Origin of the sequence: Novosphingobium sp. SG707, assembly GCF_012275515.1 — a bacterium.
In the GTDB taxonomy this organism is placed as follows: domain Bacteria; phylum Pseudomonadota; class Alphaproteobacteria; order Sphingomonadales; family Sphingomonadaceae; genus Novosphingobium.
In genome coordinates this window covers 441,898-467,252 of sequence record NZ_JAAZQL010000002.1, presented here as the reverse complement: position 1 = coordinate 467,252, position 25,355 = coordinate 441,898, and the positions used below count along the sequence as shown (strand labels likewise).

At 64.9% G+C, this 25,355-nt stretch carries 22 protein-coding genes; 9 read left to right on the top strand and 13 right to left on the bottom strand.

The window, feature by feature from the left end:
* Positions 1–29: 29 nt before the first annotated feature.
* The 3 genes from FHW92_RS06860 to FHW92_RS06850 all read right to left on the bottom strand — a co-directional run bounded on the left by FHW92_RS06860 (position 30) and on the right by FHW92_RS06850 (position 5,267).
* Entirely contained in the window at positions 30–1,526 is a 1,497-nt protein-coding gene (locus FHW92_RS06860) for a phosphomannomutase (RefSeq protein ID WP_246869984.1), read from the bottom strand.
* 168 nt (positions 1,527–1,694) lie between these two features.
* The gene (locus tag FHW92_RS06855) at positions 1,695–2,834 is read right to left on the bottom strand and encodes a glycerophosphodiester phosphodiesterase (RefSeq protein WP_168602507.1); all 1,140 of its coding nucleotides are present in this window, start codon (positions 2,832–2,834) and stop codon (positions 1,695–1,697) included.
* Positions 2,835–2,837: 3 nt separating this feature from the next.
* Positions 2,838–5,267: a TonB-dependent receptor plug domain-containing protein gene (locus tag FHW92_RS06850; protein ID WP_246869983.1), complete on the bottom strand. Its 2,430-nt coding sequence runs from the start codon at positions 5,265–5,267 to the stop codon at positions 2,838–2,840.
* A 220-nt stretch (positions 5,268–5,487) separates the two neighbouring features.
* Between FHW92_RS06850 and FHW92_RS06845 the strand changes: the two genes are divergently transcribed.
* Genes FHW92_RS06845 through FHW92_RS26025 form a run of 3 tightly spaced genes read left to right on the top strand, consistent with a single transcriptional unit; the run spans position 5,488 to position 7,056 of the window.
* Positions 5,488–6,081: a TetR family transcriptional regulator gene (locus FHW92_RS06845; protein WP_168602506.1), complete on the top strand. Its 594-nt coding sequence runs from the start codon at positions 5,488–5,490 to the stop codon at positions 6,079–6,081.
* Positions 6,063–6,725, top strand: a complete 663-nt coding sequence (locus FHW92_RS26030; protein ID WP_168602505.1) for a CorA family divalent cation transporter — start codon at positions 6,063–6,065, stop codon at positions 6,723–6,725. Before FHW92_RS06845 ends, FHW92_RS26030 begins: the two co-directional genes overlap by 19 nt.
* Complete coding sequence (locus FHW92_RS26025) at positions 6,679–7,056, top strand: CorA family divalent cation transporter (RefSeq protein ID WP_168602504.1); 378 nt, start codon at positions 6,679–6,681, stop codon at positions 7,054–7,056. The genes FHW92_RS26030 and FHW92_RS26025 overlap by 47 nt, the downstream gene beginning before the upstream one ends.
* An 11-nt stretch (positions 7,057–7,067) precedes the next feature.
* Here FHW92_RS26025 and FHW92_RS06830 read toward each other — a convergent pair whose 3' ends face one another.
* The 4 genes from FHW92_RS06830 to FHW92_RS06815 all read right to left on the bottom strand — a co-directional run bounded on the left by FHW92_RS06830 (position 7,068) and on the right by FHW92_RS06815 (position 11,628).
* Complete coding sequence (locus tag FHW92_RS06830) at positions 7,068–7,976, bottom strand: SDR family NAD(P)-dependent oxidoreductase (RefSeq protein WP_168602503.1); 909 nt, start codon at positions 7,974–7,976, stop codon at positions 7,068–7,070.
* Between the two features lie 108 nt (positions 7,977–8,084).
* On the bottom strand, positions 8,085–9,167 hold the full coding sequence (locus tag FHW92_RS06825) for a hypothetical protein (protein WP_168602502.1): 1,083 nt from the start codon (positions 9,165–9,167) through the stop codon (positions 8,085–8,087).
* 113 nt (positions 9,168–9,280) lie between these two features.
* Positions 9,281–10,306: an alcohol dehydrogenase AdhP gene (gene adhP / locus FHW92_RS06820; RefSeq protein WP_349237658.1), complete on the bottom strand. Its 1,026-nt coding sequence runs from the start codon at positions 10,304–10,306 to the stop codon at positions 9,281–9,283.
* Positions 10,307–10,392: 86 nt separating this feature from the next.
* Positions 10,393–11,628 (bottom strand): NAD(P)/FAD-dependent oxidoreductase, encoded by a 1,236-nt coding sequence (locus FHW92_RS06815; protein WP_168602500.1) that lies wholly within the window; start codon positions 11,626–11,628, stop codon positions 10,393–10,395.
* Positions 11,629–11,715: 87 nt separating this feature from the next.
* On the opposite strand from FHW92_RS06815, the gene FHW92_RS06810 reads away from it, so the two are divergent.
* On the top strand, positions 11,716–12,306 hold the full coding sequence (locus tag FHW92_RS06810) for a PAS domain-containing protein (protein ID WP_168602499.1): 591 nt from the start codon (positions 11,716–11,718) through the stop codon (positions 12,304–12,306).
* A gap of 4 nt (positions 12,307–12,310) precedes the next feature.
* Here FHW92_RS06810 and FHW92_RS06805 read toward each other — a convergent pair whose 3' ends face one another.
* From FHW92_RS06805 to FHW92_RS26200, 4 genes are all read right to left on the bottom strand, one after another.
* A complete protein-coding gene (locus tag FHW92_RS06805; protein WP_210428392.1) occupies positions 12,311–13,507 on the bottom strand; it encodes an MFS transporter in 1,197 nt (398 codons plus the stop codon).
* A 40-nt stretch (positions 13,508–13,547) separates the two neighbouring features.
* Positions 13,548–15,116 (bottom strand): amidase, encoded by a 1,569-nt coding sequence (locus tag FHW92_RS06800; RefSeq protein WP_168602498.1) that lies wholly within the window; start codon positions 15,114–15,116, stop codon positions 13,548–13,550.
* 108 nt (positions 15,117–15,224) lie between these two features.
* A complete protein-coding gene (locus FHW92_RS06795; protein ID WP_168602497.1) occupies positions 15,225–16,022 on the bottom strand; it encodes a proline dehydrogenase in 798 nt (265 codons plus the stop codon).
* Positions 16,019–17,119 carry a GNAT family N-acetyltransferase gene (locus FHW92_RS26200; RefSeq protein ID WP_168602496.1) on the bottom strand — a complete coding sequence of 367 codons (1,101 nt, stop codon included), beginning with the start codon at positions 17,117–17,119 and terminating at the stop codon, positions 16,019–16,021. Before FHW92_RS26200 ends, FHW92_RS06795 begins: the two co-directional genes overlap by 4 nt.
* A gap of 99 nt (positions 17,120–17,218) precedes the next feature.
* Here FHW92_RS26200 and FHW92_RS06785 point away from each other — a divergent pair, with 99 nt between their 5' ends.
* Complete coding sequence (locus FHW92_RS06785) at positions 17,219–17,695, top strand: vgr related protein (protein WP_168602495.1); 477 nt, start codon at positions 17,219–17,221, stop codon at positions 17,693–17,695.
* 65 nt (positions 17,696–17,760) lie between these two features.
* Positions 17,761–19,107 carry an amino acid permease gene (locus tag FHW92_RS06780; protein ID WP_246869982.1) on the top strand — a complete coding sequence of 449 codons (1,347 nt, stop codon included), beginning with the start codon at positions 17,761–17,763 and terminating at the stop codon, positions 19,105–19,107.
* A 238-nt stretch (positions 19,108–19,345) separates the two neighbouring features.
* Here FHW92_RS06780 and FHW92_RS06775 read toward each other — a convergent pair whose 3' ends face one another.
* Entirely contained in the window at positions 19,346–21,400 is a 2,055-nt protein-coding gene (locus FHW92_RS06775; RefSeq protein WP_168602494.1) for a molybdopterin cofactor-binding domain-containing protein, read from the bottom strand.
* Positions 21,397–21,861 carry a (2Fe-2S)-binding protein gene (locus FHW92_RS06770; protein WP_168602493.1) on the bottom strand — a complete coding sequence of 155 codons (465 nt, stop codon included), beginning with the start codon at positions 21,859–21,861 and terminating at the stop codon, positions 21,397–21,399. The genes FHW92_RS06775 and FHW92_RS06770 overlap by 4 nt, the downstream gene beginning before the upstream one ends.
* Positions 21,862–21,998: 137 nt before the next feature.
* Between FHW92_RS06770 and dacB the strand changes: the two genes are divergently transcribed.
* From dacB to FHW92_RS06755, 3 genes are all read left to right on the top strand, one after another.
* Positions 21,999–23,447 carry a D-alanyl-D-alanine carboxypeptidase/D-alanyl-D-alanine-endopeptidase gene (dacB, locus tag FHW92_RS06765; RefSeq protein WP_168602492.1) on the top strand — a complete coding sequence of 483 codons (1,449 nt, stop codon included), beginning with the start codon at positions 21,999–22,001 and terminating at the stop codon, positions 23,445–23,447.
* 9 nt (positions 23,448–23,456) lie between these two features.
* Positions 23,457–24,776 carry an amino acid permease gene (locus FHW92_RS06760; protein WP_168602491.1) on the top strand — a complete coding sequence of 440 codons (1,320 nt, stop codon included), beginning with the start codon at positions 23,457–23,459 and terminating at the stop codon, positions 24,774–24,776.
* A 73-nt stretch (positions 24,777–24,849) separates the two neighbouring features.
* The gene (locus tag FHW92_RS06755; RefSeq protein WP_168602490.1) at positions 24,850–25,347 is read left to right on the top strand and encodes a RidA family protein; all 498 of its coding nucleotides are present in this window, start codon (positions 24,850–24,852) and stop codon (positions 25,345–25,347) included.
* Positions 25,348–25,355 lie beyond the last annotated feature (8 nt).

Genomic DNA, 25,355 nt, shown 5'->3' with positions numbered 1-25,355 from the left:
GCCCTTTGCCCGCCGGAGGCATAAACCCCTTAAGCCAACTCCTCCAACACCACCTTCAACGCCGCCGCATTGATCGCCGTCGCCTTGGCCACATCATCCGCCTCGCTGTAGCAGCGCAATTCCGGCGCATTGCCCGACCGGCGCAGATGCAGAACCGAACCATCGGCGCAGGACATGCGAATGCCATCGGTCAGATCGACGCGTGTGATCGCCCCGGCAATGCCGCCGAAATAGCTGGTCAGACGCGCGATCTGCTCCTGTGCATCGCCTTCGAGCAACGCGGCAAAGATCGCTTCGCTACGCTCGGTGGCAAAGTTCTGGATGCGGTCGGAATAGGTCACGCGGGGCGGCAATTCGCCCAGCAGGTCGGCCACCCGCCGCCCCCGCGCCGCCGCGATCACCGCCACCACCGGCAGCACCGCATCGCGCGTCGGCAGCGCGGAAATGCTCCGCCCGCCAAGGTCGAAACCACTGGCCAGCAGGAAGCCGCCATTGGCCTCATAACCGCAAACCCTATCCTGCCCGGCGGCCAGAGCGGCATTCATCGCATCGATCACAAAGGGCGAGCCGATCCGCGTGCGCGCGCAATGGGCAAACGCGCCCGACAGTTCCAGCACCGTGTTGCTCGACACCGGCGTCACCACCGTGCCCGCGCCCAGCGCCCGCGCGCAAAGCACGCCCAGCACATCGCCGCGCAGCCATTCGCCGGTGTGATCGGCCAGCAAAGGCCGGTCGCTGTCGCCATCGGTCGAGATGATCGCGTCAAAGCCATATTCCGCCGCCCATTCACGCGCCAGCACCACATCTTCCGGCCGGATCGCCTCGGTGTCGACGGGAATGAATTTGGTGGCACGGCCAATCGGCACGCCCTGCGCCCCCAGCGCATTGACGATGGAGAGCACGACATCGCGCCCCACCGCCGAATGCTGATAAACGCCGATCTTGCGCCCGGCCAAGGCATCCGCGCCAAAGGCATCGACATAGCGCGCGATATAGGCCTTCTCCACATCCGTCACCGGCGGCAAAGGCGCGGGCGACACCAACATGCCCGCATCGTCAAACGCGCCATCGCCCAGCGTCACCACCTGACGCTTCATCCCCGCCTCGTCCGACTTCAACACCTCACCGGCGGGGCGATAGAATTTGATGCCGTTGCGATCGTCGGGAATATGGCTGCCGGTCACCATCAGGCAGGGGATCGCCTGCCCAAAGGCATAAAGCGCCAGCGCGGGCGTGGGTACATAGCCGCAAAACACCGGCTCTCCGCCCAGATCGCGGATGGCCTGCGCGCAGGCGGCCAGAATGCGCGGCGTGCTGGGCCGCAGATCTCCCGCCAGCGCCACGCGCCCGCCCGCATATTCGCCAATTTCGCGCAGATAGGACAGGAAACCCTGCGTATAACCATAACACACGCGGTCCGTCATCGCGACGACTTCGCCCCGCGCGCCGCTGGTGCCAAATTGCACGCCCGATTGCTGCATCAGCATATCGACGGTGAGCGGAACAAGCGCGGCAGTAGTTTCCATGGCGGCCTTCCTAAGCAGGATCATCATATTCAAGGCAAAGTTGCCTAGGTTAACTCCACTATACAGTATCCTGCACTGCAGCAAAGTTCCAAAATGGATTTCACAAAGGAACCAATTTATCGGTTCAATGCGAACCGGAAGTGATAGTTCCCTGCCTTTGCAAAGCGCTTATTTGCCCCGCGCTTCAAACCCCAGCGCCGGATCGTCGGTAAAGAAACCGTCCAGCCCAAGCGCCAGATAGCGCCGCATTTCGGCCACGCTGCCCGCTGCATTGCGGGCATTCTCGCCCTCGCCATTGCGGAAATCGGCGGCGAGGAATCGGTTTTCAGGGCGGAAGGTCCATGTCCCCACCAACAGCCCCGCGCGCCGTGCCGCCTCGACCAGCCCGGTCGGCTTGCCCAGCCGTCCATCGGCCTCCAGCGGGATCAGCATCCGCGTGGCGGGCGCCAGCCAGTCGGCATAGGTGGCGATTTCCGTCAAACCCTGAGGCGTCAGAAGATCGGCCCAGCGCCTTTTGTCGCCCGTCGCCTCGAAATCGGCCGGGCTCTGGCGAGGATCGCCCACCAGTTGCATCAGTTGAATATTGCTCCGCCCGGCCAGATCGCGCCGCAAAGCCTTCAAATTCGCCACCTCAAAACTCTGGATCACCACCGGCGCCTTTTTCAAATAAGCGCTGGCATTCAGACGTTCGATCAGGCGCGGTTCGATCGGCAAACCGATCCGCGCGAAATAGGTCGAATGCTTGACCTCCGGGATCAGGCCGATCACCCGGCCCCGCGCCGCAGCCTCAGCCGCGACGAAATCGGCGATTTCCTCCAGCGTGACGATCTGAAACTGGCCATCATAGCTCTGGCTCTCGGGCCGCACCGCGCCAAGGCGCTCCTTGGCCCGCAGCGTCTTCAATTCCGCCAGCGTGAAATCCTCGGTGAACCAACCGGTCAGCTTTTCGCCGTCCACCACTTTTTCGACCCGTCGCGCGGCAAATTCGGGATGCGCGGCCACGTCGGTCGTCTCGGCAATATTGTTTTCATGGCGCGCCACCAGCACGCCATCCTTGGTGCAGCACAGATCGGGCTCGATAAAATCGGCCCCATCGGCAATCGCGCGGGCATAGGCGCCCAGCGTATGTTCGGGCCGCAGCGCGGAAGACCCGCGATGCGCCAGCAGGATAGGCCGCGCCGGGCGGGCGCGCGCCGAAACGCTGCCCCCCACAGGCGCGGCAAAAGCGATGCTCCGCCCCCCCGCCACGGCTGTTGCCGCGACCAGACCTTGCGACAGAACCTTGCGACGAGAGAGCGGATTACGCATCGATCAGAGACCCACCGCCAGAGTGACAAAGAACTGACGCGGGGCCACCGGATAGGCGGCGAAGCTGCCAGCATTGTTAAAGCTCGACACCTGCAGCCAACCCTTCTTGTCGAACAGGTTGGTCACGTTCAGGCTCAGCTCGGCCTTCTTGGCATGGACCAATTGCGCGGGCAACTGATAAGCCACGCGCGCCGAGGCCAGGAACAGGCTGGGGATCGAGGCATCATTGGTATAGGTGGCATAGCGACGGCCGATATAATCACCGATCAGCTGAACCTCGGCCCCGGCGTAATTCACCGTCAGCATGGTCTTGTTCATCCAGTTGGGCGAGCCGGGGATCTGCTTGCCGCCCGTGGGCACCACGCCCGCAACCGTGGCATAGCCGCCGATCTGGGTGCCGGTGGCCGCGCCCGTCACGGTCGAATAGTCGCTGGAATATTTCGAGCTGTTGTAGCTCAAGGCATTATACAGCTTCACATGCTGGCCAAAACCCAGCGTGATAGCCGCGTCCACGCCATCGGTGGTCACATTGCCCACGTTGAAGAGCGCCGTGGTCGAGGGGTTGATCGTGTTGATCGTGCCCGAAGTGGAAAGCGCCAGCAGGCGGTTGCTGAAATCGACGTGGTAATAGTTGATCTGCGCGTCGATGCTGCTGAGCAGGCCGGTGAAGTTGCGATGGCTGCGCAGGCCCACTTCATAGACCCATGCGGTTTCGGGGCGGACGTTCGACTTGATATAATCAAACGCGGCCTGGCTGCCCGTGCTCCACGGATCGGCCGAGCCGCCCGCGCCATAGGCCTGGAACTGGCGCAGGTTCTTCTGGATGTTGAAATAGACCTTTTCCGACCCGTTCAGGTCATAATTCGCGCCCACCGAGGGCAGGAACCAGTTGGTCGAATTGATGCGGCCGCTGGGGCGCGGATTGTTGATTTCCTGCACCGTGAACAGGCCGTTGGCGAATTGCGCGCTGGTCTTGATGCCCGCTTCCACGTTCAACCGGCTGTTGACGTGCCACGCATCCTGAATGTGGAGTTGCAGGTTATCCGTGCGCATTTCCACCGCATATTGCGTGATCAGATAGCCCGAAGGACGGATATAAGGGCTGTAGGCATCGGGCGTGTTCACATTCATCGGATACCACCGGCGATAGGCCGAGGATTCATTGTGGTGGAACCACACGCCCGCCTCGATATGGTGATCGCCCGCGTCAATGTTCAGGTTGCTGATGATGCCTTCGCGGTGGATCATATATTCGGTTGTGCGGATCGCATAGCCCGAGCCGCCGAACACGGTTTTCAGATCCTGACCGGGGAAATATTTGGCAAAGAGCGAAGGCAGGCCCGCCACCGTGATAGGCCCGGCCACCACGCCGACGCCGTCATTGTGGTGGATATAGAACTGGTTGGACCACTTGACAGCCTTCGAGAGGTTCACGTCATATTTGATATAGCCCAGATAGTCGGTGCGCTGGGCGTCCGAATAATAGTTGCGGTAATTGTTGGCCGCCACGGCGGGCACATTGCCGCTGGCGTCCAGATAGTTCAGCGCCGCGCTCAGGCTGGGATAGGTGAAGGGGCGCGTATAGGGCTGATAGGCCTGCACCGCATTGGTGGGATTGGTATAGATGGTGGTCGCGTCCTCATTCGGCTCGATCTTGTCCGAATAGGCGAAATAGGCGGTCAGCTTGCCGTGGCTGTCTTCATGGATGAATTTGCCATTGGCCTGATAGCCGCCCTGAACGCCTGCAAAGTCCCACGCGCGGGCGCGCTGGCGGCTGCCCGAGAGGAAGAGCTTGTTGCCATTGCCGAATTCGCCCGAATCCACGCGGACAAAGGTGCGCGCCGTGCCATAGGAACCGGCGGTATGGTTCATTTCCAGCCCGCGCTCGTTCGAGGGATCACGGCTGGTGATTTCCACCGCGCCGCCCAGGTTGCTGACCGAGGCCACGCCCAATTCGCCCGCGCCCGTGGCCACCACGGTGCGCCCGGTGTTTTCCGAAATCAGCGCGCGGCTGGGCGAAAGGCCGTTATAATTGCCATAGGACTGATCGCCCAGCGGCACGCCGTCCATGGTGTAGCCCAACTGCTGGGCCGAGAAGCCGTGGACGAACATCTGCGCGTTCTGCTCATTGTTGCCCCAAGGGTCGGCGGTCACATAGAGGACGCCGGGCAAGCTCTGGATCGCCTTCAAGGGCGAAATGCCGGGCAGGATCTTCTGCATTTCTGCCGCCGGGATGGCCGTGGCCGAACGGGTGGTCTTGGCGTTGACGACGATGGTTTCGCCCATATCAGCCGCGGGCGCTTCGGCATCGGCGGCGGGCGCCGCAGCAGGCACCTCAGCGGCCAGAGCGGGCGTGGTGGCAAGAGCCAGCGAAACAGCGGCCAGCGAGAGGCTGGTGCGCATCATGCTGGCGCGCAAAGTGATTCGACCCATGGTATTCCCCATCCTTGTGCAGCAAGCCTGCTGCATATGCGAAGGCCGCTAGGCGAAACCGATGACCGGAACACGACAGTTCGATGACAGGACTATGAAATATATGGCATTTCCGTGAATGTCTGCCCAGTTACACCGCCCCTTCCCTGCCCCGCGCCCGTCCGTCCCTCGCCCCCATGTCCGGTTGCCAATCCCACAGGCCGCGCCTAGTCATGCCATCATGTGCAGCGCGACCACCCCTTCCGAGAGACCCGCCGCCGAGGCGCCCAACGCCCCGCTGAGCGCCGAGCGCATCGTGGGCGAGGCCATCGCCTTGATGCAGGAACAGGGGCTGGACGCCGTCTCGCTGCGCCGCCTTGCCGGGCGGCTGGGGGTGCAGGCCATGTCGATCTATTGGCATATCCCGAACAAGGAGGAACTGCTGCGCCAGATGAGCCAGCGCCTCTATGCTCTGGCCATGGCCGATATGCCCGTGTGCGAGACATGGCAGGATTGGGCCCGCGCCTATGGCCGCGCGCTTTGGACGATGTATCACAGCGCCCGCGATGCGGCCCGGCTGACCTTCTCGCTCGGCTATGTCGAAGAGGATTTCCGCAATTTCCGCGAATATCTGGCCCAGCGCCTGCAGCCGCTGGGGCTGAGCGCGGCCGAGGCGGTGCAATTGCATTCAGCCATTCAGGCGCTGGTGATTGGCTGGGCCGGTTTTGACAACACCTATGGCGAGGCGATGGGCAAGCTGACCCCGATCGAACCAGCGGTGATGGACAGTCTGGAAGCGCTGATCGTGGGCTCGGAATGTCTGCGCCGGATGTGAAAACGCCCGAACGCGCGCCGGCATGGAGCCAGCCCGGCAACGGCCTGCTCTGGGGCAAGGATTTCTATACCACCGGCCCGCGCGACATCGCCATCGACACTCCGCGCGCCGATGGCGTCTTTCGCTGGCTGCATATGAGCCTGGCCGACAATGGCGCACGGCAATGGATCGAGCGCGCCGATTTCCTGCCCCAGAATGTGCGCGAGGCGATGCTGGCCCCCGACACGCATCAAAGCAGCTTTGTCGAGGGCGATACGCTCTCCTGCGTGCTTCAGGATCTCCAGCGCGATTTCGACATCCGCTATACCGACCGCGCCGGAACGGTCCATGTGGCGATTACGCCCGACATGATCATCACCGCACGGATGCATCCGCTGGGCTTTGCCGATGTGCTGCGCGATCGCTTTGCCGAAAAACTGTTCATCGACAGCCCGCAACGCGCGCTCGATGTGCTGGTGTCGGCCATTGTCGCCAATCAGGCGGCGCTGGTCACGCAATTGTCAGCCCGCGTGCAAAAGGCCGAGGATGCCGTGCTGGCGGGCAAGGCCCCGCCCTCGGCGCGCGATCTGCTGGAGACTTTCGATCATCCACCGCATTATGGACGGCACCAAGCGGGTGCTGATGCGGCTGGAGGAGGACGGTGATCTGGACGCCGCGCTCCACCCCACGGTGGAAAAGCTGACCCAGCGCGCGCAGGGGCTGGACGAGGACGTGACCGCCGCGCAAGGGCAGGTGCGCATGCTGCGTGAAGAGCTGGAGCTGGCCGCCAATCAGCGGATCAACCGCAACCTCTATATCCTCTCGGTGATGACGGTGCTGCTGATGCCCGCCACGCTGGTGACGGGCTTTTTCGGCATGAACACCGGCGCCCTGCCCTTTGCCCATGGCGAGGGAACATGGGTGGCGGGAGGCCTTGCCTTGCTGGCCTCGCTCGCCACCTATCTATATCTGCACTGGCGCGGGTTTTTCCGTTGAAGCGGCCCTGATTACCCGGCGGTTTTCGCAAAAACCTTCGCGCCATTTTGCGCCCAGTCCATCAGCGCGTCGGTGCGGGCCTTGGCGCCTTCCGGGTCGGCCTCCATCGGCAGAACGGCATCGACAATGCGGTCGAAATGGGCGCGGATCTGCTCCTTGGCCTCGGGATAGGGGATGATGTAGAGGTCGCCCTTCTCGATCCCCTTCTTGGTCCATTCGGCCAGTTCGACCGGCTCCATACCGTGGCGGTGGATCGAATGAAGCGACTGGATCGTCGCCTCATCCTCGCGGTATCCCGAGGGGCCAAGCCCTGCGGGGCGCAGCTTGCTGGCCTCGGCAATATTGCTCTTGATATTGGCGGGGCAGATCACCGAAACGCCGATATTGTGCTTGGCCAGGCCCTGCGCATAGCCTTCCATCAGGTTGATGACCGCCGCCTTGGCCGCCGAATAGGGCGCGGCCAGCGCGCTGCCCGAAAGGCCGCCAAGGGACGAGGTGGTGACGATATGGCCCGGCTTGCCGCTTGCGATCATGCGCGGCACGAACGTCACCATGCCATTGATGACCCCGCCAAGGTTCACCCCGATCAGCCAGTCGAAATCGGCATAGGTGGTCTTTTCCACCGGGCCAAAGCTGTTCACGCCAGCCGTGTTGAACAGCATCGTGGGGGCGGCCCCAAAGACCTGCTCAACCTCGTCGGCGGCGCGGGCATAGGCCTCGCGGTCGGTGATATCCAGCACGATGCCATGGGCGGTGATGCCCTCTGCGCGCAATTGGCCCAGCGCCGTTTCAATCGCATCGGCGCGCAGATCGGCGATGACCACCTTGGCCCCGGCCCGGCCAAACACCAGCGCCTGACCCAGCCCCGCGCCTGAGGCGCCGCCGGTGATAAAGGCCAGTTGCCCGTTGAAATCCTGCATAAAACGCATCCTCTCTTACCATACGGGCGATCTGCTGCCTGAGTCGCCTTTGTATGTTATACTTACATTGCAAGAGCGAATGCGCAAGAGGATCGCCACGCCCCGCGATCAGGGAACAAGCACCTCCAGCGCATCGAGATTGGCGTCCATGTCCTCCCATGTCGGCTGCCCTTTGGCGAGGCGCAGCAACAGGCTCAATTCAACCGCCTCGGGCCGCAGCAGGCGCGCGGCCAGATGCCAGCCAAACCAGCGCCGCGCCGCGTCCCGGTCGGGACCCGTCAATTCGGCCGGATCCTCGCCCGCCTTCGTCCATGGCGCCATCGCCCCTCGGCCCAGATGCAGCATCGGTTTCCCCGCAAAGGCGGCCAACGTCCAGCTATCGTATAGATCGGTCAGTACTGCCGATGCGCCCGCCACCATCGCCTCAATCCCGCGCTCAGCCATACTGATCCGGTCAGGCGCAGAGGCCACGAAAGCCTCCAACCCCGGGCGATCCCCATGCAGCCGGTTGAGCGGGTGATCGCAAACCTCGATCCGCCATTCCTCGGGCAGGCGCGCCAGCAGCGATTGCAGCAGCGCCACGCCGCCCTCATGCGCGGCATGGCGCAGAAACAGGTTCTCCTCATGCTGACAAGGCAAAGGCACCGCCAGCGACGGGCGGGACAAGGGAACCGAGAAAGGCCCAAACCGACCCGCCGCCGCCTTCCACAAGGCATCAAGGCGCGCGGCCAGATCCTCCGGCAATGCCCATCCCTCCGGCATCGCCCCACAGGAAAGGGGCGTTTCCTCCAGCACCACCCATGAAGGATCGGTGGCAAAGGGGGCGGCCGCGCCCTCCATGATATAACGCACGGTACGGGGAAACAGGGCTGGCGTGGCAAAATCGCTGCTGCGCACAAGGGTCAGGTCTGGGTTGATGCCCGCCACCGTCTCGATCAATCCCGGCACCGCCGCGCCATGCGTCCGAAACAGCGCCGGATCGCCCTGATCGACAATATGCCAGCGCAGTTTTTCCTGTGCGATCAAGGGCTCAAGCTGCGCCCCTTCCACCCCGGTGCTGCGCCAGAGCGGGGCCGCCATCACATGGATTTCCTTGACCCACGGGTCGGCGTTCAGCCGGATCAGCATCGGCGTCACAATGGTTTCGAACCACCACGGCGTGATGGCCGGAAGATAGAAGAAAAGGCGCATCCCCGTTCCCTGCCGCTGGGCGGCGAGAGCCTTGCCCTCGCCGCCTCGCTATATGAGCAGGGATACCTAAAGCATGACTGAGCCTTGGCTCGGCAAATGCCCTTAGGCGGATTTCAGAGAGCCAGAACGATGCGCCCCTCGATCTTGCCCGCGATCATCTTGTCGAACACGGCGTTGATGTCTTCCAGCTTGGCGGTGCTGATGGTGCTTTTCACCTTGCCCTCAACGGCAAAGGCGATGGCTTCGGCCAGATCGCGCCGCGTGCCTACGATAGAGCCCCGCACCGTGATGCGTTTGAGCACCACATCGAAGATCGGCGTGGGGAAAGCGCCCGGCGGCAGGCCCACCAGCGCCACCGTCCCCTTGCGACGCACCATGGCCAGCGCCTGTTCAAAGGCCGGGACCGAAACCGCCGTCACCAGCACGCCATGCACGCCCCCGCCCGTGGCCTCGACCACGCGGGCGGCCGCATCGGGATCGAGCGCATTGACCGCCAGATCCGCGCCCAGTTCAAGCGCAAGGTCGAGCTTGTCCTGCCCCACATCGACGCCCACGACTTTCAGCCCCATCGCCTTGGCATATTGCACGGCGACATGGCCAAGACCGCCCACGCCCGAAATCGCCACCCATTGCCCGGGCCGCGCCTCGGTTTCCTTCAGGCCCTTATAAGTGGTCACGCCCGCGCAAAGGATCGGGGCCAGCGGCACCAGATCCGCATCAGCGGGCAGACGCCCGACAAAGGCGGCGGGCGCCGTTACATATTCGGCATAGGTGCCATTGACCGAATAGCCGGTGTTATGCTGCTTTTCGCACAGGGTTTCCCACCCCGTTTGGCAAAATTCGCATTGGCCGCAGGCATCGTGCAGCCATGGCACACCCACCGCATCGCCGATCGCCAGATCATCGACCCCTTCGCCCAAGGCGACGACATGGCCCACGCCTTCGTGGCCGGGAATGAAAGGCAGGGTCGGCTGGACCGGCCAGTCGCCATGGGCGGCGTGAAGATCGGTATGGCAGACGCCCGTGGCCACCAGCTTGACCAGCACCTCGCCCCGCGCGGGGGTGGGGACGGGCCATTGCTCGATGGTGAGCGGCGCCCCGAATTCGCGGACGACCGCCGCGCGCATGGTGACGGGAATTGTGGGGGAAAGCGAAGTCATGGAGAATCTCCTTGAAAGGCTGGCGCTTACCTAGTCCCCGATTTTTCCCCGCGCCTTGATACCGGTCAACCCGCTTGGGCGGCCGCGGTTCCCGCCGCATGGGCGATGGCAGTTCCTGCCGCATGGCCGCTGGCCCATGCCCATTGAAAATTATAGCCGCCCAGCCAGCCCGTCACATCCACCGCCTCGCCAATGGCATAGAGGCCCGGCACGGTATTGGCCTCCATCGTCTTTTGCGACAGGCCGGTGGTGGCGATGCCGCCCGCCGTCACTTCGGCCTTGGCATAGCCCTCGCTGCCATCGGGATTGAAACGCCAGTCGGCCATTTGAGCCTCGGCGGCGCGCAACGCCTTGTCCGACAGATTGCCCAGATCGCCATCCAGCCCCAGCTTCTGCGCCAGAGCCGCCGCCAGACGATCGGGCAAATGCGCGCCCAACACGCGGCGCAGGCCCGCCTTGGGATTGGCCTTCTTGGCCTCGACCATCCAGCCGGGCGCCAGATCGGGCAGGAAATTGATGCCAAGCGGCACGCCGCGCTGCCAATAGGAGGAGATTTGCAGGATCGCCGGACCCGACAGCCCGCGATGGGTAAAAAGCGCCGCCTCGCGGAAGGCCGCCTTGCCCCACGGCCCATCGGCCACCCGCGCCTCGACCGGGGTGGCCACGCCCGACAATTCGCGAAACAGCGCCTCATCGCCCGGCAGCGTCAAAGGCACCAGCGCGGGGCGCGGCTGCACCACTTTCAGCCCGAATTGCCGGGCAAGATCATAGGCGATGCCGCTGGCCCCCATTTTGGGGATCGAAGGCCCGCCCGTGGCGATCACCAGATGGCGCGCCGACAGCATCCGATGGCCTGCGCGGACATGGAACATACCGTCGGCATGGCGCACCTCGCCCAGCGACAGGCCGCAGGCGATCTCGACGCCGCCAACCCGGCATTCCTCGACCAGCATGGCCAGAATCTCGCGCGCCGAACCATCGCAGAACAATTGCCCCAGCGTCTTTTCATGCCAGGCAATGCCATAACGCTCGACCAGTTCGAGGAAATCGGCGGGCGTGTAGCGCGACAGGGCCGAGCGCGCAAAATGACTGTTGGCCGACAGATAGCGCTCATGGGTGGCGTAAATATTGGTAAAATTGCAGCGCCCGCCGCCCGAAATCAGGATCTTGCGCCCCGGCTCCGGCGCATGATCGACCACGATCACCCGCGCCCCGCGCGCTCCGGCCTGCGCGGCGCAAAACAGCCCTGCCGCGCCCGCGCCCAGCACGATGGCATCATGATTTTCCGGTGTCGCCTTCATCGCGCCGCCCTTAGGCGATGATGCCCCCGCGCGCCAGCATCGATCTGCGGCTTGGAATAAGCGGCTTTCTGCCCTAGAACCCCTGTCATGTTGCCTGACGAGATGATCCAGCACAGCCCCATCGCCGCCGTCGTGAGCGATCCCCGGCTGCCCGACAATCCGATTGTCGCCTGCAATCAGGCATTTATCGACCTGACCGGCTTTGCCCGTGAGGAAATCATCGGGCGCAACTGCCGATTTCTGCGCGGGCCCGACACCGAGGACGAGCTGACCGAAACGCTGCGCCGTGCGATCCACAATCGCCAACCCGCCCTGGTCGAAATCCGCAATTACAAAAAAGACGGCACCCCTTTCCGCAATGCTGTGATGATCGCGCCGGTGTTCGATGCCGAGGGCCATGTCGAATATTTCCTCGGCTCTCAGGTCGAGGTGACGGAACAGGGCGCGCACAGCAGCGATCTGGCCCGCGAAGAAGCGACGGCCCGCGTCAATACCCTGCCCCCGCGCCAGCGCCAGATCCTGATCGAAATGGCCCATGGCAAGCTGAACAAGCAGGTGGCTTGGGAATTGGGCCTGTCGGAGCGCACGATCAAGATGCACCGCTCGGCCATGTTCAAAACGCTGGGCGTGCGATCCAGCGCCGAGGCGATCCGCGTGGCGGTTGAGGCGGGGCTTTAAAGCTTCAACGAGGGCGCAGCGACAGCGCCACGCCCAGCCCCACCGCGCAGATCCCGCCCGTCAGCACAACCACGCCCGGCCATTGCCAGTGCTGATAGAACCAGCCGCCCGCAGTGCCGGTGATCCCGGCGCCAAGGTAATAGAACAGCAGATAGAGCGAGGCGGCATGGCCCTTGTCCGGCCCCGCCCATTGGCCCACCCAGCCGCTGGCCGCCGCATGGGCCGAGAAAAAGCCCAGTGTGAGCAGCAGAATGCCCAGCACGATCAGCGGCAGAGCCCCCGAAAGCGTCAGCAGCGCCCCGATCAGCATCGCCATCAGCCCCATGGCCAGCACCGGTCGCCGCCCCCATGCCTCGGTCAAATGGCCGGTGATGGATGAGGAGAAAATGCCCGAAATATAGGTCAGGAAAATCGCGCTGATCGCGCCATGGCTCAGCGAAAAGGGCGGGCGCACCAGACGAAAGCCGACATAGTTGAACAGGGTGACAAAGACGCTCATCAGCGCGAAGGCGATGAAGAATAGGCGGAGCAGCCCATTATCCTGCATCAGCCGCCACCACACCGCCCGGTGATGCGCCCAACCCAGCCCCCGCTGGGGCACAAACCGGCGCGAGGGCGGCAAAAGCAGGCCAAAGCCCAGCGCGGCCGCCAGCCCCAACCCGCCCATCGCCTCCAACCCAATGCGCCACGAGCCAAACTCGGTGAACCATCCGGTAGCAAAGCGGCCCATCATCCCGCCAAAGGCTGTGCCGGCGACATACAGCCCCATGGCTTTCACCAGATCGGCCGGGTGCATCTCCTCGGCAATATAGGCCATGGCGACGGCCGGAACGCCCCCCAGCGCCACCCCTTCGAGCAAGCGCGCCGCCACCAGCCATGGCCAGTGCGTGGCCGCCCCCGCCACCAGATTGAGCAGGCTGGCCGCGATCAGCGAGCCGAGCATCAGCGAGCGGCGCGGCATCGCCTGCCCGATGGCTCCGGCCAAAAACACCGCCGCCGCCAGCGCGCCCGAAGTCAGGGACAAAGCCAGCGAGGCCCCCGCAGGCGCCAACCCAAACTCGCGCGCGAATTCGGGCAACAGCGGCTGAACGCAATAGAGCAGCGAGAAAGTGGCATTGCCCGCCAGAAACAGCGCGAGGCTGGCCCGGCGATATTCGGCGCTGCCCCGGCGCATTCCGGCAAAGGGGACCCGTTCAGTCATGGGTGCCGCGATGCGCCATCAGGCGGCGGATTCCAAGCGCTTACTTTTCCACCGCCCCTTTGAACGCCGCCCCGGCATCGACCGTGGCGCGATAGGAAGGCGCCGTCCGCGCCCGCGCCGCCTGTTCATAAACATAGCCCGCGCCCAGCAATTTGCCCTCCTCATAGGGCCGCGCGATAAAGGACAGGCCCACCGGCAAGCCCCCCACCAGCCCCATCGGCACGGTCAGATGCGGATAGCCCGATACCGCCGGAAGCCCGCTGGCCGAAGGGCCGCGCGATTGGTCGGTATAGATGGGGTCGATCAGCCATGCCGGGCCCGTGGTGGGCTGAACCAGAATATCGGCCTTGGCCAGCATCACCTCCAGCCCTTCCTGCGCCGCCAAACGCAAGGATTTGGCCCGCGCGCCCAGATATTCGGCATCGGCAAGGCCGCGCGTCCCCTCGGCCTCCTCAAAGCTTTCCTGAGCGAACAGGGGCATTTCGGCCTCCGAATTGGCGCGGTTGAAGGCGATGATATCGGCCAGCGTCCGCAGCTTTACCGCAGCCGTGGCCCCGGCCAGATAGGCGTTGAGATCGGCCTTGAGCTCGCTGCGCAACACCTCATGTTCGGCCGCGCCCAGACCATCGAGTCCGGGCCGCGCCACCTCGACCAATTCGGCCCCCTGGGCCTTGAGCACCTCCAGCGCTGCGGCAAACCGCTCGCCCAGAGCCTCGCTCATTGTCGGGCGATAATAGGCCACGCGCACACCCTTCAGGCTGGCCTGCGCCAATGGTGAGGCATAATCCTGCTTGTGGGCATCGGCCTCCGCCGTGGCGGGATCGGCCGGATCACTCCTCGCCATGGCCGAGAGCATCATGGCCACATCGCGCACGCTGCGCGCCATCGGGCCGGGCGTGTCCTGACTGTGGCTGATCGGCACGATATGGTGGCGGCTGAGCAGGCCCACCGTGGGTTTGAGCCCCACCAGACCGTTCACCGAGGAAGGACAGACCACCGAGCCGTCGGTCTCTGTCCCCAGTCCGCCCGCGCCGAAACTGGCCGCCACGCCCGCCCCGGTGCCGCTCGACGATCCGCATGGGCTGCGGTCCAGCGCATAGGGGTTGCGCACCTGCCCTCCAACCGCGCTCCACCCGGAAATCGAATGGGTCGAGCGGATATTGGCCCATTCCGACAGATTGGTCTTGGCCAGGATCACCGCCCCGCCCGCGCGCAGCCGCGCCACCACCGGCGCATCGCGCCCGCCCACATTGTCGCGCAGCGCAAGACTGCCCGCCGTGGTGGCGATGGGGTCCTGTGTCTCGATATTGTCCTTGATCAGGATCGGCACGCCATCCAATGGCCCCAGCGCCTTGCCCGCCCGCCGCCGCGCGTCCGAGGCGCGGGCCTGGGCCATGGCGTCGGGGTTGATGGCGATGATGGCGCGCAATTGCGGCCCCTTGCGATCCATCGCAGCAATACGCTCGAGATACGCCCCCGTCACCGCCTCGCTGCTGACCGCGCCCCGCTCCAATTGGGCCGAGATTTCCCAGAGCGGCACTTCCTCCACTCTGGTTGCGGCCTGTGCCGTTTGCGCCGCCAATGCCCATGCGATCCAGTAAAGCCTCATGCAGCCCCCCTTTGTGCCGCCACGAGATTAGCCCGCAGCCACTCACAAGCAATGCGTCGAATCTGCATAAATGCAGAGGGCGTCGAATCTGCATAAATGCAGGAGGCATTAAACCCGCAACAGATCCCGCATATACCAGACCGGCAGATAGGGCCGCGCCAGCGCCTTATCGATGGCATAGGGCCACCATCCCGGACCAAAGGGCAGATAGACCCGCACATTCACCCCCAGATCGCGCGCCATATCCATCGTCCGCACGCGCGGCAGGCCCCGCAACTGCTCCAGCTCGCAAGGCGTGCCGCCGCGCAGCAGCGCCTCCAGCGCCCGCCCCGCCAGCGCCGGATCATGCGTGGCCACCGCCACCGGCGCGGCGCGCCCGGCAAGGCTGTGGGTCAGCCCAAGATAGCGTGAGGGATCATCCGCCGCCGGATCGGCCCATTCACCCTTGACCAGCCGCAGCCGCAGCGGCGCATCGGCAAAGCGCGCCGCATCCGCCCCCGACCGCGCCCAGCGCGCAGGGATCGCGCATCCCGCATCAAAACCCTGCGCCGACAGGTCCTCCATCGCCGCATGGGTCGCGTCGGCCAGAGCGGGCGCATGGGCATCAAGCACAAGCGGCAACCCGCCCTGCGCAATCCGCCGCAGACGCGCATTATCAAACCCCAATTGCGGCGCCTTAACCGCCAGCAGCGCCGCAGATCCGCCCATCGCCGCGCAAAGCGAAAGATTGGCCGCCTCCACCTGATCCGGTCCGTCGCCATCCCCGCCGAAATAGCCAAAGCTGAGCAGGAGCCCCTTGCGAGCCAGAGCGCGCCCCAAGGCCGCCGCATCGGGCGAGGGCAGCCGTGCCCCCAACCAGCCGGGCAAAGCATAGCGCAAATCGCGCAGCGCGGCCCACAGGCTCATTGGCTCAGCCGCGCCTTTATCCAGGCCAGCCCGTCCTGGGCCAGCGCCACCATGCCCTGGCGCGAATAGGGATAGGTGCGCAGATGCACCATCGGATGCGCATCCTGCGTCCATAATTGCGCGATCCACGGCTCCACCCCGCCCAGCAATTCGTAGGCCGCCAATCCGCGCCGCGCCGCATGGGCCAGCGTATGGAGCATCAGCAATGCGCCGGGCGAACAACGGGCATAGGCCTCGTCAAAGCCGATCTTGAACAGCCAGAAACGCCCATCGCTTTCCAGCGCCAGCTGCATCGCGGCGGGGCGGTTGTCGATCCGCATGAAGGCGATGCGCAGCGTGCCCTCCTCGGCCGCATGGCGGAAATAGGCGCGGAAAAAACTCTCCTTGCCCGCATCCATGGCCATGGCCGTTCCCGCCGCACGCTTCCAACTGGCCAGTTCGACCGCCAGCGCCTCGTCGAACAAGGCGTCGAATTCGCCCGGATCGGGGGCAATGATTTCGTAATCCACCCGGCCCATGGCCGCGGCCCGCCGCGCGGCGCGGCGAAAATCGGAACGGCGGCCCGCGTTGAACGCCTGCTCGGGCCTGTGCCATTTTTCATCCAGCGCGATGGTCGGGCAGGCCAACGAAGGGCGCAGCGACACCAGCCCCTTGCCCCGCATCGCCGCCTTCAGGGCCGGGATCAAAGGCGAAGCGGCGGGCAGGCGGTGCAGTTCCACCGCCCGCCTGTCCTGTGCCAGCAGGGAGGCGATCTGCGCGGCGGCGGCATCATCGGCATAGGCGCCGTCGCAGGCCTCATAGACCTCCTGCGCGCCGGGCTGGCGCCAGCGGGCGGAAAAACCCGCGCCCCGACACAGCGGCAACAGGGCCGCAATCCCCTTGTCGCGCCGGGCGATCAGCACTTCGAAATGGTCCTCGACCTGCATCGTGGCGGCCAGCGCGACCACGAAATCGCGCGATCCGGTCGGCGATCCGCCCAGCCGCCGCCACGCCTGCGCCAGAGGCCCGCCGCTGCGAAACCGGTCCAGCCCGAGCACCACCTCGTCCGGCAAACGCTCACCCGGCCACAAGACCTTGTCGAACAGCGCGTGTTTCACCCGAAATTCCCTCCGCGCGTAAGGAATAGAGGAAAACCCCTAAAAATTCCTTGGCTCGCCCGGCTGGAATCGGCGGCGAGACGGGCTCATAGTGCGGCCATGACCGGCCCCCGCCCCGCCATCCGCCCGCTGACGCCCGCCGAAAGGAATATGATCGCCGCCATGTTCGGGCCGGCGCTCGATCCCGAACCGGTCCGGGTGATCCGCCGCCGGTGGTGGTGGTTTCAACCGCGCAATGTGGTGATGGCCCCGCGCGGCCATCTCCATTTCCACCCCGACAGCCATTTTTGGCACCCCTGCTTTGCCCAAGGATCGCTGGCGGCGCAGGGCCTGTTCATCCACGAAATGGCCCATGTCTGGCAGCATCAGGCGGGGATGAACCTGCTGCTGCGCCGAATGCCCTTTTGCCGCTATGATTATGCGCTGCGCCCCGGCGCGGCCTTGGGCGATTACAATATCGAGCAACAGGCCGAGATCATCCGCCACACCTTTCTGCTGCGGCAAGGCGCATCATGGCCCGGTGCGCCGCATCTGGGCGATCTTGAACGGATCATCCCTTTTGGCCGGGCAAAATAGCGTATCGGGCAGGACTTGACCCGGCCCGCTTCCCCCTGTTCACTCAGGATCAGGGGGGACCACGCTTGGCCGCACATGACAACCAGCTTCAGGCCGCGCTGAAATCGCGCCATGTCTCGATGATCGCGATTGGCGGGATCATCGGCGCGGGGCTTTTCGTCGGCTCGTCCAGTTCGATTGCCCAGGTCGGCCCGGCGGTGGTCATGTCCTATGGTCTGGCGGGGCTGGTTGTACTGATGGTAATGCGGATGATGGCCGAGATGGCCGCGCTGCGCCCCGGCCTTGGCGCGTTCACCGAGCTTGTGCGCGAAGTGTTGGGGCCGCGCGCAGGTTTCGTCTGCGGCTGGCTCTATTGGTATTTCTGGGTCATCGTCGTGCCGATCGAGGCGATTGCCGGGGCCAAGATCCTGCATATCTGGATCGACGCGCCGGTCTGGGCCATCGGGGTCGCGCTCTTGGGCATGCTGACCGGGGTAAACCTGATGTCCACCCGCTCCTATGGCGAGTTCGAGTATTGGTTCTCGCTGATGAAGGTTCTGGCCATTGTCAGCTTTATCGCGATTGCGGGCGTCTGGGCTTTCGGTCTCACCTCGCCCACCGGGCCGACATGGAGCAACCTGAGCGCCTATGGCGGCTTTGCCCCGCATGGCTGGGGCGCGGTTCTGGCGGGCACGGCCAGCGTGATCTTTGCCCTGACCGGCGCGGAGATCGCCACGGTGGCGGCGGCCGAATCGCACGAACCGGCGCGCACCATCGCCCGCATCACCAGCAGCGTGGCCGCGCGGATCATCCTGTTCTATGTGCTGTCGCTGCTGCTGATCGTGGCCGTCATGCCATGGACATCCATCGTGCCCGGCACATCGCCCTTTGCCATTGCGCTGGGCCATATGGCCATTCCCCATGCCGAATTCGTGATGAACCTTGTGGTGCTGGTCGCTGTGCTCTCCTGCCTCAATTCGGGCATGTATGTGACCAGCCGGGTTTTGTTCGTTCTGGCCGACAAGGGCGATGCGCCCGCTTGGCTGGTCGCGGTCAACCGGCGCAAGGTGCCCGCCCGCGCGATCCTGATCGCCAGCCTGTTCGGCTATCTGGCCCTGGCCGCCTCGGTCATCTCGCCGGAGCTGGTGTTTTCCTTTCTGGTCAATGCCTCGGGCGCGCTGATGCTGTTCATTTATTTCACCGTGGGCGTCGCGCAGATCGTCCAGCGCCGCCGGATCGAGGCGCAGGGTCGGGAAACATTGCCCATCCGCATGTGGCTGTTTCCCTATCTCTCCTATGCCACGCTGGGCGCGATCCTGAGCATTCTGGTGGCGATGATGTTTGCGCCTGCGCGGCGGGTCGAACTGGTCAGCAGCCTTGTGACGCTGGGCGTGGCGATGGGGGCGGCGTGGTGGAGAAACCGCCGCGTCTGAAAGCCCCCTCCTATTTCGGCGTCATCCACCGACGGCGCCGGGCAGAGTAAGCCGCCCATCCCGTGGATGCCAACGCAACAAACGCCATGCCAAGCCCCGGCACAATCTGCGCAATCCCGAATGCGACCAGCGCGATGGCAAAGGCAACCGCCACATAGACCGATACCGGAAACATAGGCCTCTCTCCGACTGCAGAATGCAAAGGCTAATTCAGAACGCCAAATTTGTCCACGCGGCGCTAAACGACCAGCGGCAATTTGCGCATCCTCTGTCCACTGGCGGCAAAAACCGCATTGGCCAGCGCGGGCGCCACCACTGCGCAGGGCGGCTCGCCCATACCACCCGGATCGGCCTGACTGGCGATGATATGGGTGGCGATGCGGGGCGCCTCATTCATGCGCAAAATGCGGAAATCGTGATAATTCGACTGCTGCGCCGCCCCGTCCTTCATGGTGATCTCGCCATAGAGCGCGGCGGAGAGGCCAAAGATCACCCCGCTTTCCACCTGCGCCTCGATGCCCAGAGGGTTGATCGCCAGCCCGCAATCGACCGCAATCGTCACGCGCACCGCGCTGATCTGGCCCTCCGCCACCTTGGCCTCGACCACGGCGGCAATATGCGTGCCCCATAGTTTGAGCACGGCCATCCCCATCCCCTGCCCCTTGGGCATGGGCCGCCCCCATCCCGCCTCCTTCGCCGCGCGGGACAAAACCGCCCGGCTGCGCGCATCCTCCATCAGCGCCAGCCGATAGGCCAGCGGATCAGCCCCCGCGCCATGAGCCAGCTCGTCAATGAAACTTTCCACCACGAAACAGGAGCGCAAGCCCCCCACCCCCCGCCACCAACTGGTCGGCACCGCGCTTTCCACCTGCTGAAACGTGACGTGATGGGCCGCGACGGCATAGGGCATCTCCACCGCGCCCTCGATGGCATCACCATCCACGCCCTTGAACCCATCGCCCATCAACCGCGCCATGATCGAGGAACCGGCGATGCGATGCTCCCACGCGATGGGCCTGCCCTTGTCGTCGATCACCGCGCTGATCCGGTCGGCATAGGCGGGGCGGAACATGTCGTGCTGGACATCCTCCTCGCGGCTCCAGACCAGCTTGACCGGATAGGGCACCGCCCGCCCCAGCTCGACCGCGCGCAACACCATGTCGGTTTCCAGCCGCCGCCCGAAACCGCCGCCCATCTGGAAGTTGTGAAAGGTCACCTTGTCCTCGCCCATGCCCAGCGCCTTGGCCGCATCGGCGCGGGCTTGGGCCGGAACCTGCGAGCCGGACCAGATTTCGCACCCTTTTTCGGTGACATGGATGGTGCAGGCCAAAGGCTCCATCGCCGCATGGGCAAGGAAGGGCTGATGATAGGTGGCGGAAAATTCGCGACCCCGTGCGGCGTTCAGGTCGCCCTGCGCCTTGGCCGAATGGCCGGGCTGGGCCAGCGCCGCGTCCAGATCGGCGACAATCGCGCCCTGATCGGCCATTTTCGGTCCCGGCGCCCATTGCACATTGGCCGCCACATAGCCCTGCAGCGCGGCCCAGTAATGATCGGCCACGACAAAGACCACATCGCGGCCCTTGACCAGTTTGACCACGCCGGGCGTCGCCAGCGCCGCCTTTTCATCCAGCCCGGCCAGCGTGCCGCCATAGATCGGGCATTGCGCCAGCGTGGCCACCTTCATGCCCGGCAGGCGGAAGTCGATCCCGAACTGCATCGCCCCGGTGATCTTGGGCCGCGCGTCGATACGGGGGGTGGGTCGCCCGATCAGGCGCAGGTTCTGCCGCATGGGCGCTTCGCGGGGCAGGACCGCCGATGCGATCAGATCGCCCATGGCCAGCCGCCGCTTGCCCGCAACCACCACGCCATCGACCAGATCGCATTGCCCCGGCGGAACGCCCCATTGCCGCGCCGCCGCCTCGATCAAACCCACACGCGCCCGCGCCGCAGCCTGGCGCATCGGCTTGTAAACCTCGCGGATCGAGGTCGAGCCGCCCGTCTCTTGCGTGATGGGGGCAAAGCGGGGCGCATCGCCATCGGGAATGCTCACCCGCACCTTGTTCAGGGCCACGCCCAATTCCTCGGCCACCAGCATGGAGAGCGAGGTGATCACCCCCTGCCCCATCTCGGTCTTGGGCAGGGCCAGTTCGACGCCCGAGGCCGTCACCGAAATATAGGCATTGGCCGCCAAGGCCCCGCCGGCCGACCCGCGCGCCACCGGCACCACCAGCGCGGCGCCAACCGCCGCCGCGCCCTGCAACACGCCCCGGCGCGAAATTCCGCCATCGATCATTTCACGCCTCCCGCCGCCAGTTTCACCGCCTTGCGAATGCGCGGATAGGTGCCGCAGCGGCACAGATTGCCGCTCATCCCTTCGTCAATCGCCGCATCGTCGGGGCGCGGATTGGCCTTCAGCAAGGCGCAGGCCGCGATCAACTGGCCGGGCTGGCAATAGCCGCATTGCACGACATCGACCTCCTCCCACGCCTGTTGCAGCGCCGCGCCATGGGGGTCCTCGCCCAGCCCCTCGATTGTGGTCACATCGCGCCCGATCACCGCGCGCAAAGGTGTCTGGCAGCTGAAGAACCGCTGTCCCCCGATCAGCACGCCGCAGGCCCCGCAAAGCCCCACGCCGCAGCCGAATTTCGTGCCCGTCATGCCCACCATATCGCGCAGCACCCACAGCAAGGGCACATCGGCGGCGGCATTGTCGATACTGTGCTTTTGCCCATTCACGCTCAGGATGATCGGCATGATAAGTCCCCCTTGGCGCGCAAGCTAACCCATGGCGCATAGGCGCGAAAATACGCAAAGCTGGCGCGGGTTTGACCCTTTGCGGCGGCGCGGCATTCTGCAATGATCGGTCCGATGTGCGATTGGGGGGAATGGGTATGAGAAGGCAGACCGCTTTGATAGGATGGTGGCTGCTGGCTTTGGCCGCCCCCGCCGCCGCCGCCGATCTTGAAACCCAGATCCGCGCCGTGCTGAACAAACCGGCCATTGAGGGTACCCGCTGGGGCCTGCGGGTGGAGGACAAGGAAGGCCATGTCATCGCCTCCATCGCCCCGGATGAGAGGTTTCAGCCCGCGTCCAACACAAAGGTCTTTGTCACCACCGCCGTGTTTGACGCGATGGCGCGCGGACCTTTTCCCAATATGGGCAATGGCGTGCGGATCGAAAGCGATCATGGCCGCCAGAACATCGCGCTGATCGGGCGCGGCGATGCGATGATGAAGGATACGCCCGATTGCGAAAAGGATTGCCTTGCCGCTCTGGCCGATGCGGTGGCAGCGAGCGGGGTGAAACGCGTGGGCGATGTGATCGGCGATGACAGCTTCATGCCCTTTGAACGCTGGATCATCTCCGACCGCATCCGCCCCGGCACGCGCACCCAGATTTCCGCGCTGACGATCAATGACAATGAGCTGACCGTGCTGGCCAATCCGGGCGATGCGGTGGGGGCGCCGGGCCGCGCCGCGCTGGAAATCGCCGCGCCCGAGATGGAGATCGTCAACCAGATCACGACCGGCGCGCCCGATTCCCGCGCCGAAGTCATGGTCGAAATGATCCCCGGCACACGCCAGATCCGCCTGTTCGGATCGCTGCCCCTTGGCGGGCGTGAGCAAAGGCTGGATTTCGACATTGACGATCCGGCCGATTATGCCGCGATCCGTCTGGCCCAATTGCTGCGCGAGCGTGGCGTGAAAGTGACGGGCCATCCTCGTGCGCGCCATGCGCCGATGGGGCCGGTGGACATGATCCCCGCGCCTGTCGCGCCCGCCATTCAGGCCAAGGATCTCTCCACCCTCACCCCGCCCGACCTGATCGATGATCTGACTATTACCTCGAAGGTCAGCCAGAACCTGCACGCCCATCTGTTTCTGAAGAAACTGGCGTTGACGCAGGGCTTTTCACCCACCACGCCCGCCGGGCGGATCGTGCTGAACCAGACGATTGCGCGGGCCGGTCTGCCCGCCTCTGCTCATGATTTCTACGATGGTTCGGGCCTCTCGCCGGACAATCGCATCACCCCGCGCGCGATGGTGCAATATCTCCATTGGGTCGAGACGCAGCCTTGGGCGGCAGACTGGCGCAAGACCTTGCCCATCGGCGGGGTGGACGGCACGCTGGGCCGCCGGATGAAAAATCCCGTGCTGCAAGGCAAGGTCTTTGCCAAGACCGGCACGCTGCTGGCGGCCAACGCGCTGGCGGGCTATCTGGTGGCGGCCAGCGGGCGCGAATTGACCTTTGCCATTTATGCCAATGACCGGCCCTCGGGAGCGCCCTCGGTCCTGCCCACGATGGACGAGGCGCTGGCGCTGATCGCGGCGGCCAACTAAAGCACCACCATGAGCAGTCATCAGCCGCAACGGCACCTTCACAGCCTGCATGCGATGCTGCTGGCGCTTGGCATGATCATGTCCACCGACGCGCTGAAAACCGCGCCCACGATTGTCGCCTCGATTGGCCATTGGCATTTTCTGGGCCTGTGGATCGCCGGGGCGGCGATCTCGATCGTGGGCGGATTATCCTATGTCGAAATGGCCGCCGCCTTTCCCGATGCCGGGGGCGAATACACTTTCATCCGCCGCGCATGGGGCGAGAGGGTGGGCACGCTTTACGCATGGTCGCGCTTTGCCATCATGCATACCGGATGGGTGGCGCTGATGGCGCATCTGGCCGCCGACTATATCGGCGCGCCGCTGGGCCTGGGCGCGGGCGGGCGGCTGGTGCTCTCGGTGGGGCTGGTGGCGGCGATGACAGGGCTCAATCTGGCCCATGTGCGACTGGGTTTTCTGACGCAGGCGGCGCTGGTGCTGGCCGTGGCGCTGGGTTTCATCAGCGTCATTCTGGCCGGGATGGTGGTGCCCGCCGCCCCCGTCATGCCCGATGCGCCGCGCCCGCCTATGGGCGGGATCGCGGTGGCGCTGATCTACATCTTCCTTGCCTATGGCGGGTGGAGCGATGCGGCCACCCTCTCGGCCGAGGTGCGGTCCGGCAGGCGCGGCATGTTCATCGCGGTGATCGGCTCCATCGGCCTGCTGGGGCTGATCTATGTCGCGCTCAACTGGGCGCTGATGCGGGGCCTTGGCGAGGGCGCGCTGGCCCATTCGGTCGCGCCTGCCGCCGATCTGGCGCGCATGGCCTTTGGCTGGCCGGGACAGGCGCTGGTGGTAACGGTGGTGGGCATATCCGCGGTGGCCAGCATCAATTCGACCATCATCGTTTGCGCGCGCACCACCTATGCCGCCGCGCGCGATCATCCCGGCCTTGGCGCTCTGGCCCATTGGCATCCCACGCGCGGCGCGCCCACCCGCGCGGCGCTGGCGGTGGGCGGCGTGTCGCTGGTGCTGACCTTGCTTTCCGCACTGACGGGCAGCGGGTTTAACGCGATGGTGGATTATATGACGCCGGTCTATTGGCTGTTTATCGGCATGGGCATGGCCGCCGCGATCCGACTGCGGATCATGCATCCTGCCCTGCCCCGCCCGGTCAGAACGCCGCTCTTTCCGCTGTTTCCCGCCGTTTTTATCGCTCTGACGGCCTATATGCTCTATGCCTCCTTTGTTCAGCTTGGGCTGGGCGCGGTGTTTGGTGCGGGGGTGCTGGCGCTGGGCGCGGGGCTGGATTTTCTATTGCGCCGCCGCGCGCAAGCATACGCAAAATAGCGCTTTACGGCGGTCTTGGCGGCGTCATCCCCGCGTGCCACAAAGGCGCGTCCTTCCATCAGGAGTAGAACCGATGAAACGCCTTTTGACCGCCGCCGCTCTCCTTGCCGCCATCCCCGCCGCGGCGCAGGCGCAGGACGTCACCCGCATTCCGGGCGGGGCCACCTCGCCCATTCTGGCGGGCGTGTTCGTGCCGGCCAAGGCGGATATGCTGATCCTGTCGGGTCAGGTTCCCGCGCCCGCCGTTCAGGGCGGCGCCCCTGATGCCATCGCCACCTATGGCGACACCAAGACTCAGGCAATCAGCACGTTCAAGAAGATCGAGGCCCTGCTGAAAGCGCAGGGTTATGAGATGTCGGACGTCATCAAGCTGACGGTTTTCCTCGTGGGCGATCCGGCCAATGGCGGCAAGCTGGACTTCAAGGGCTTCAACGAGGCCTACAGCCAGTTCTTCGGCACCGCGACCCAGCCCAACAAGTCGGCCCGTTCGGTGGTTCAGGTGGCCGCGCTGGCCGGCCCGGCCTTCCTGGTGGAAATCGAGGCGACCGCCGCCAAGACGCCCAAGAAGTAAGCATGTCC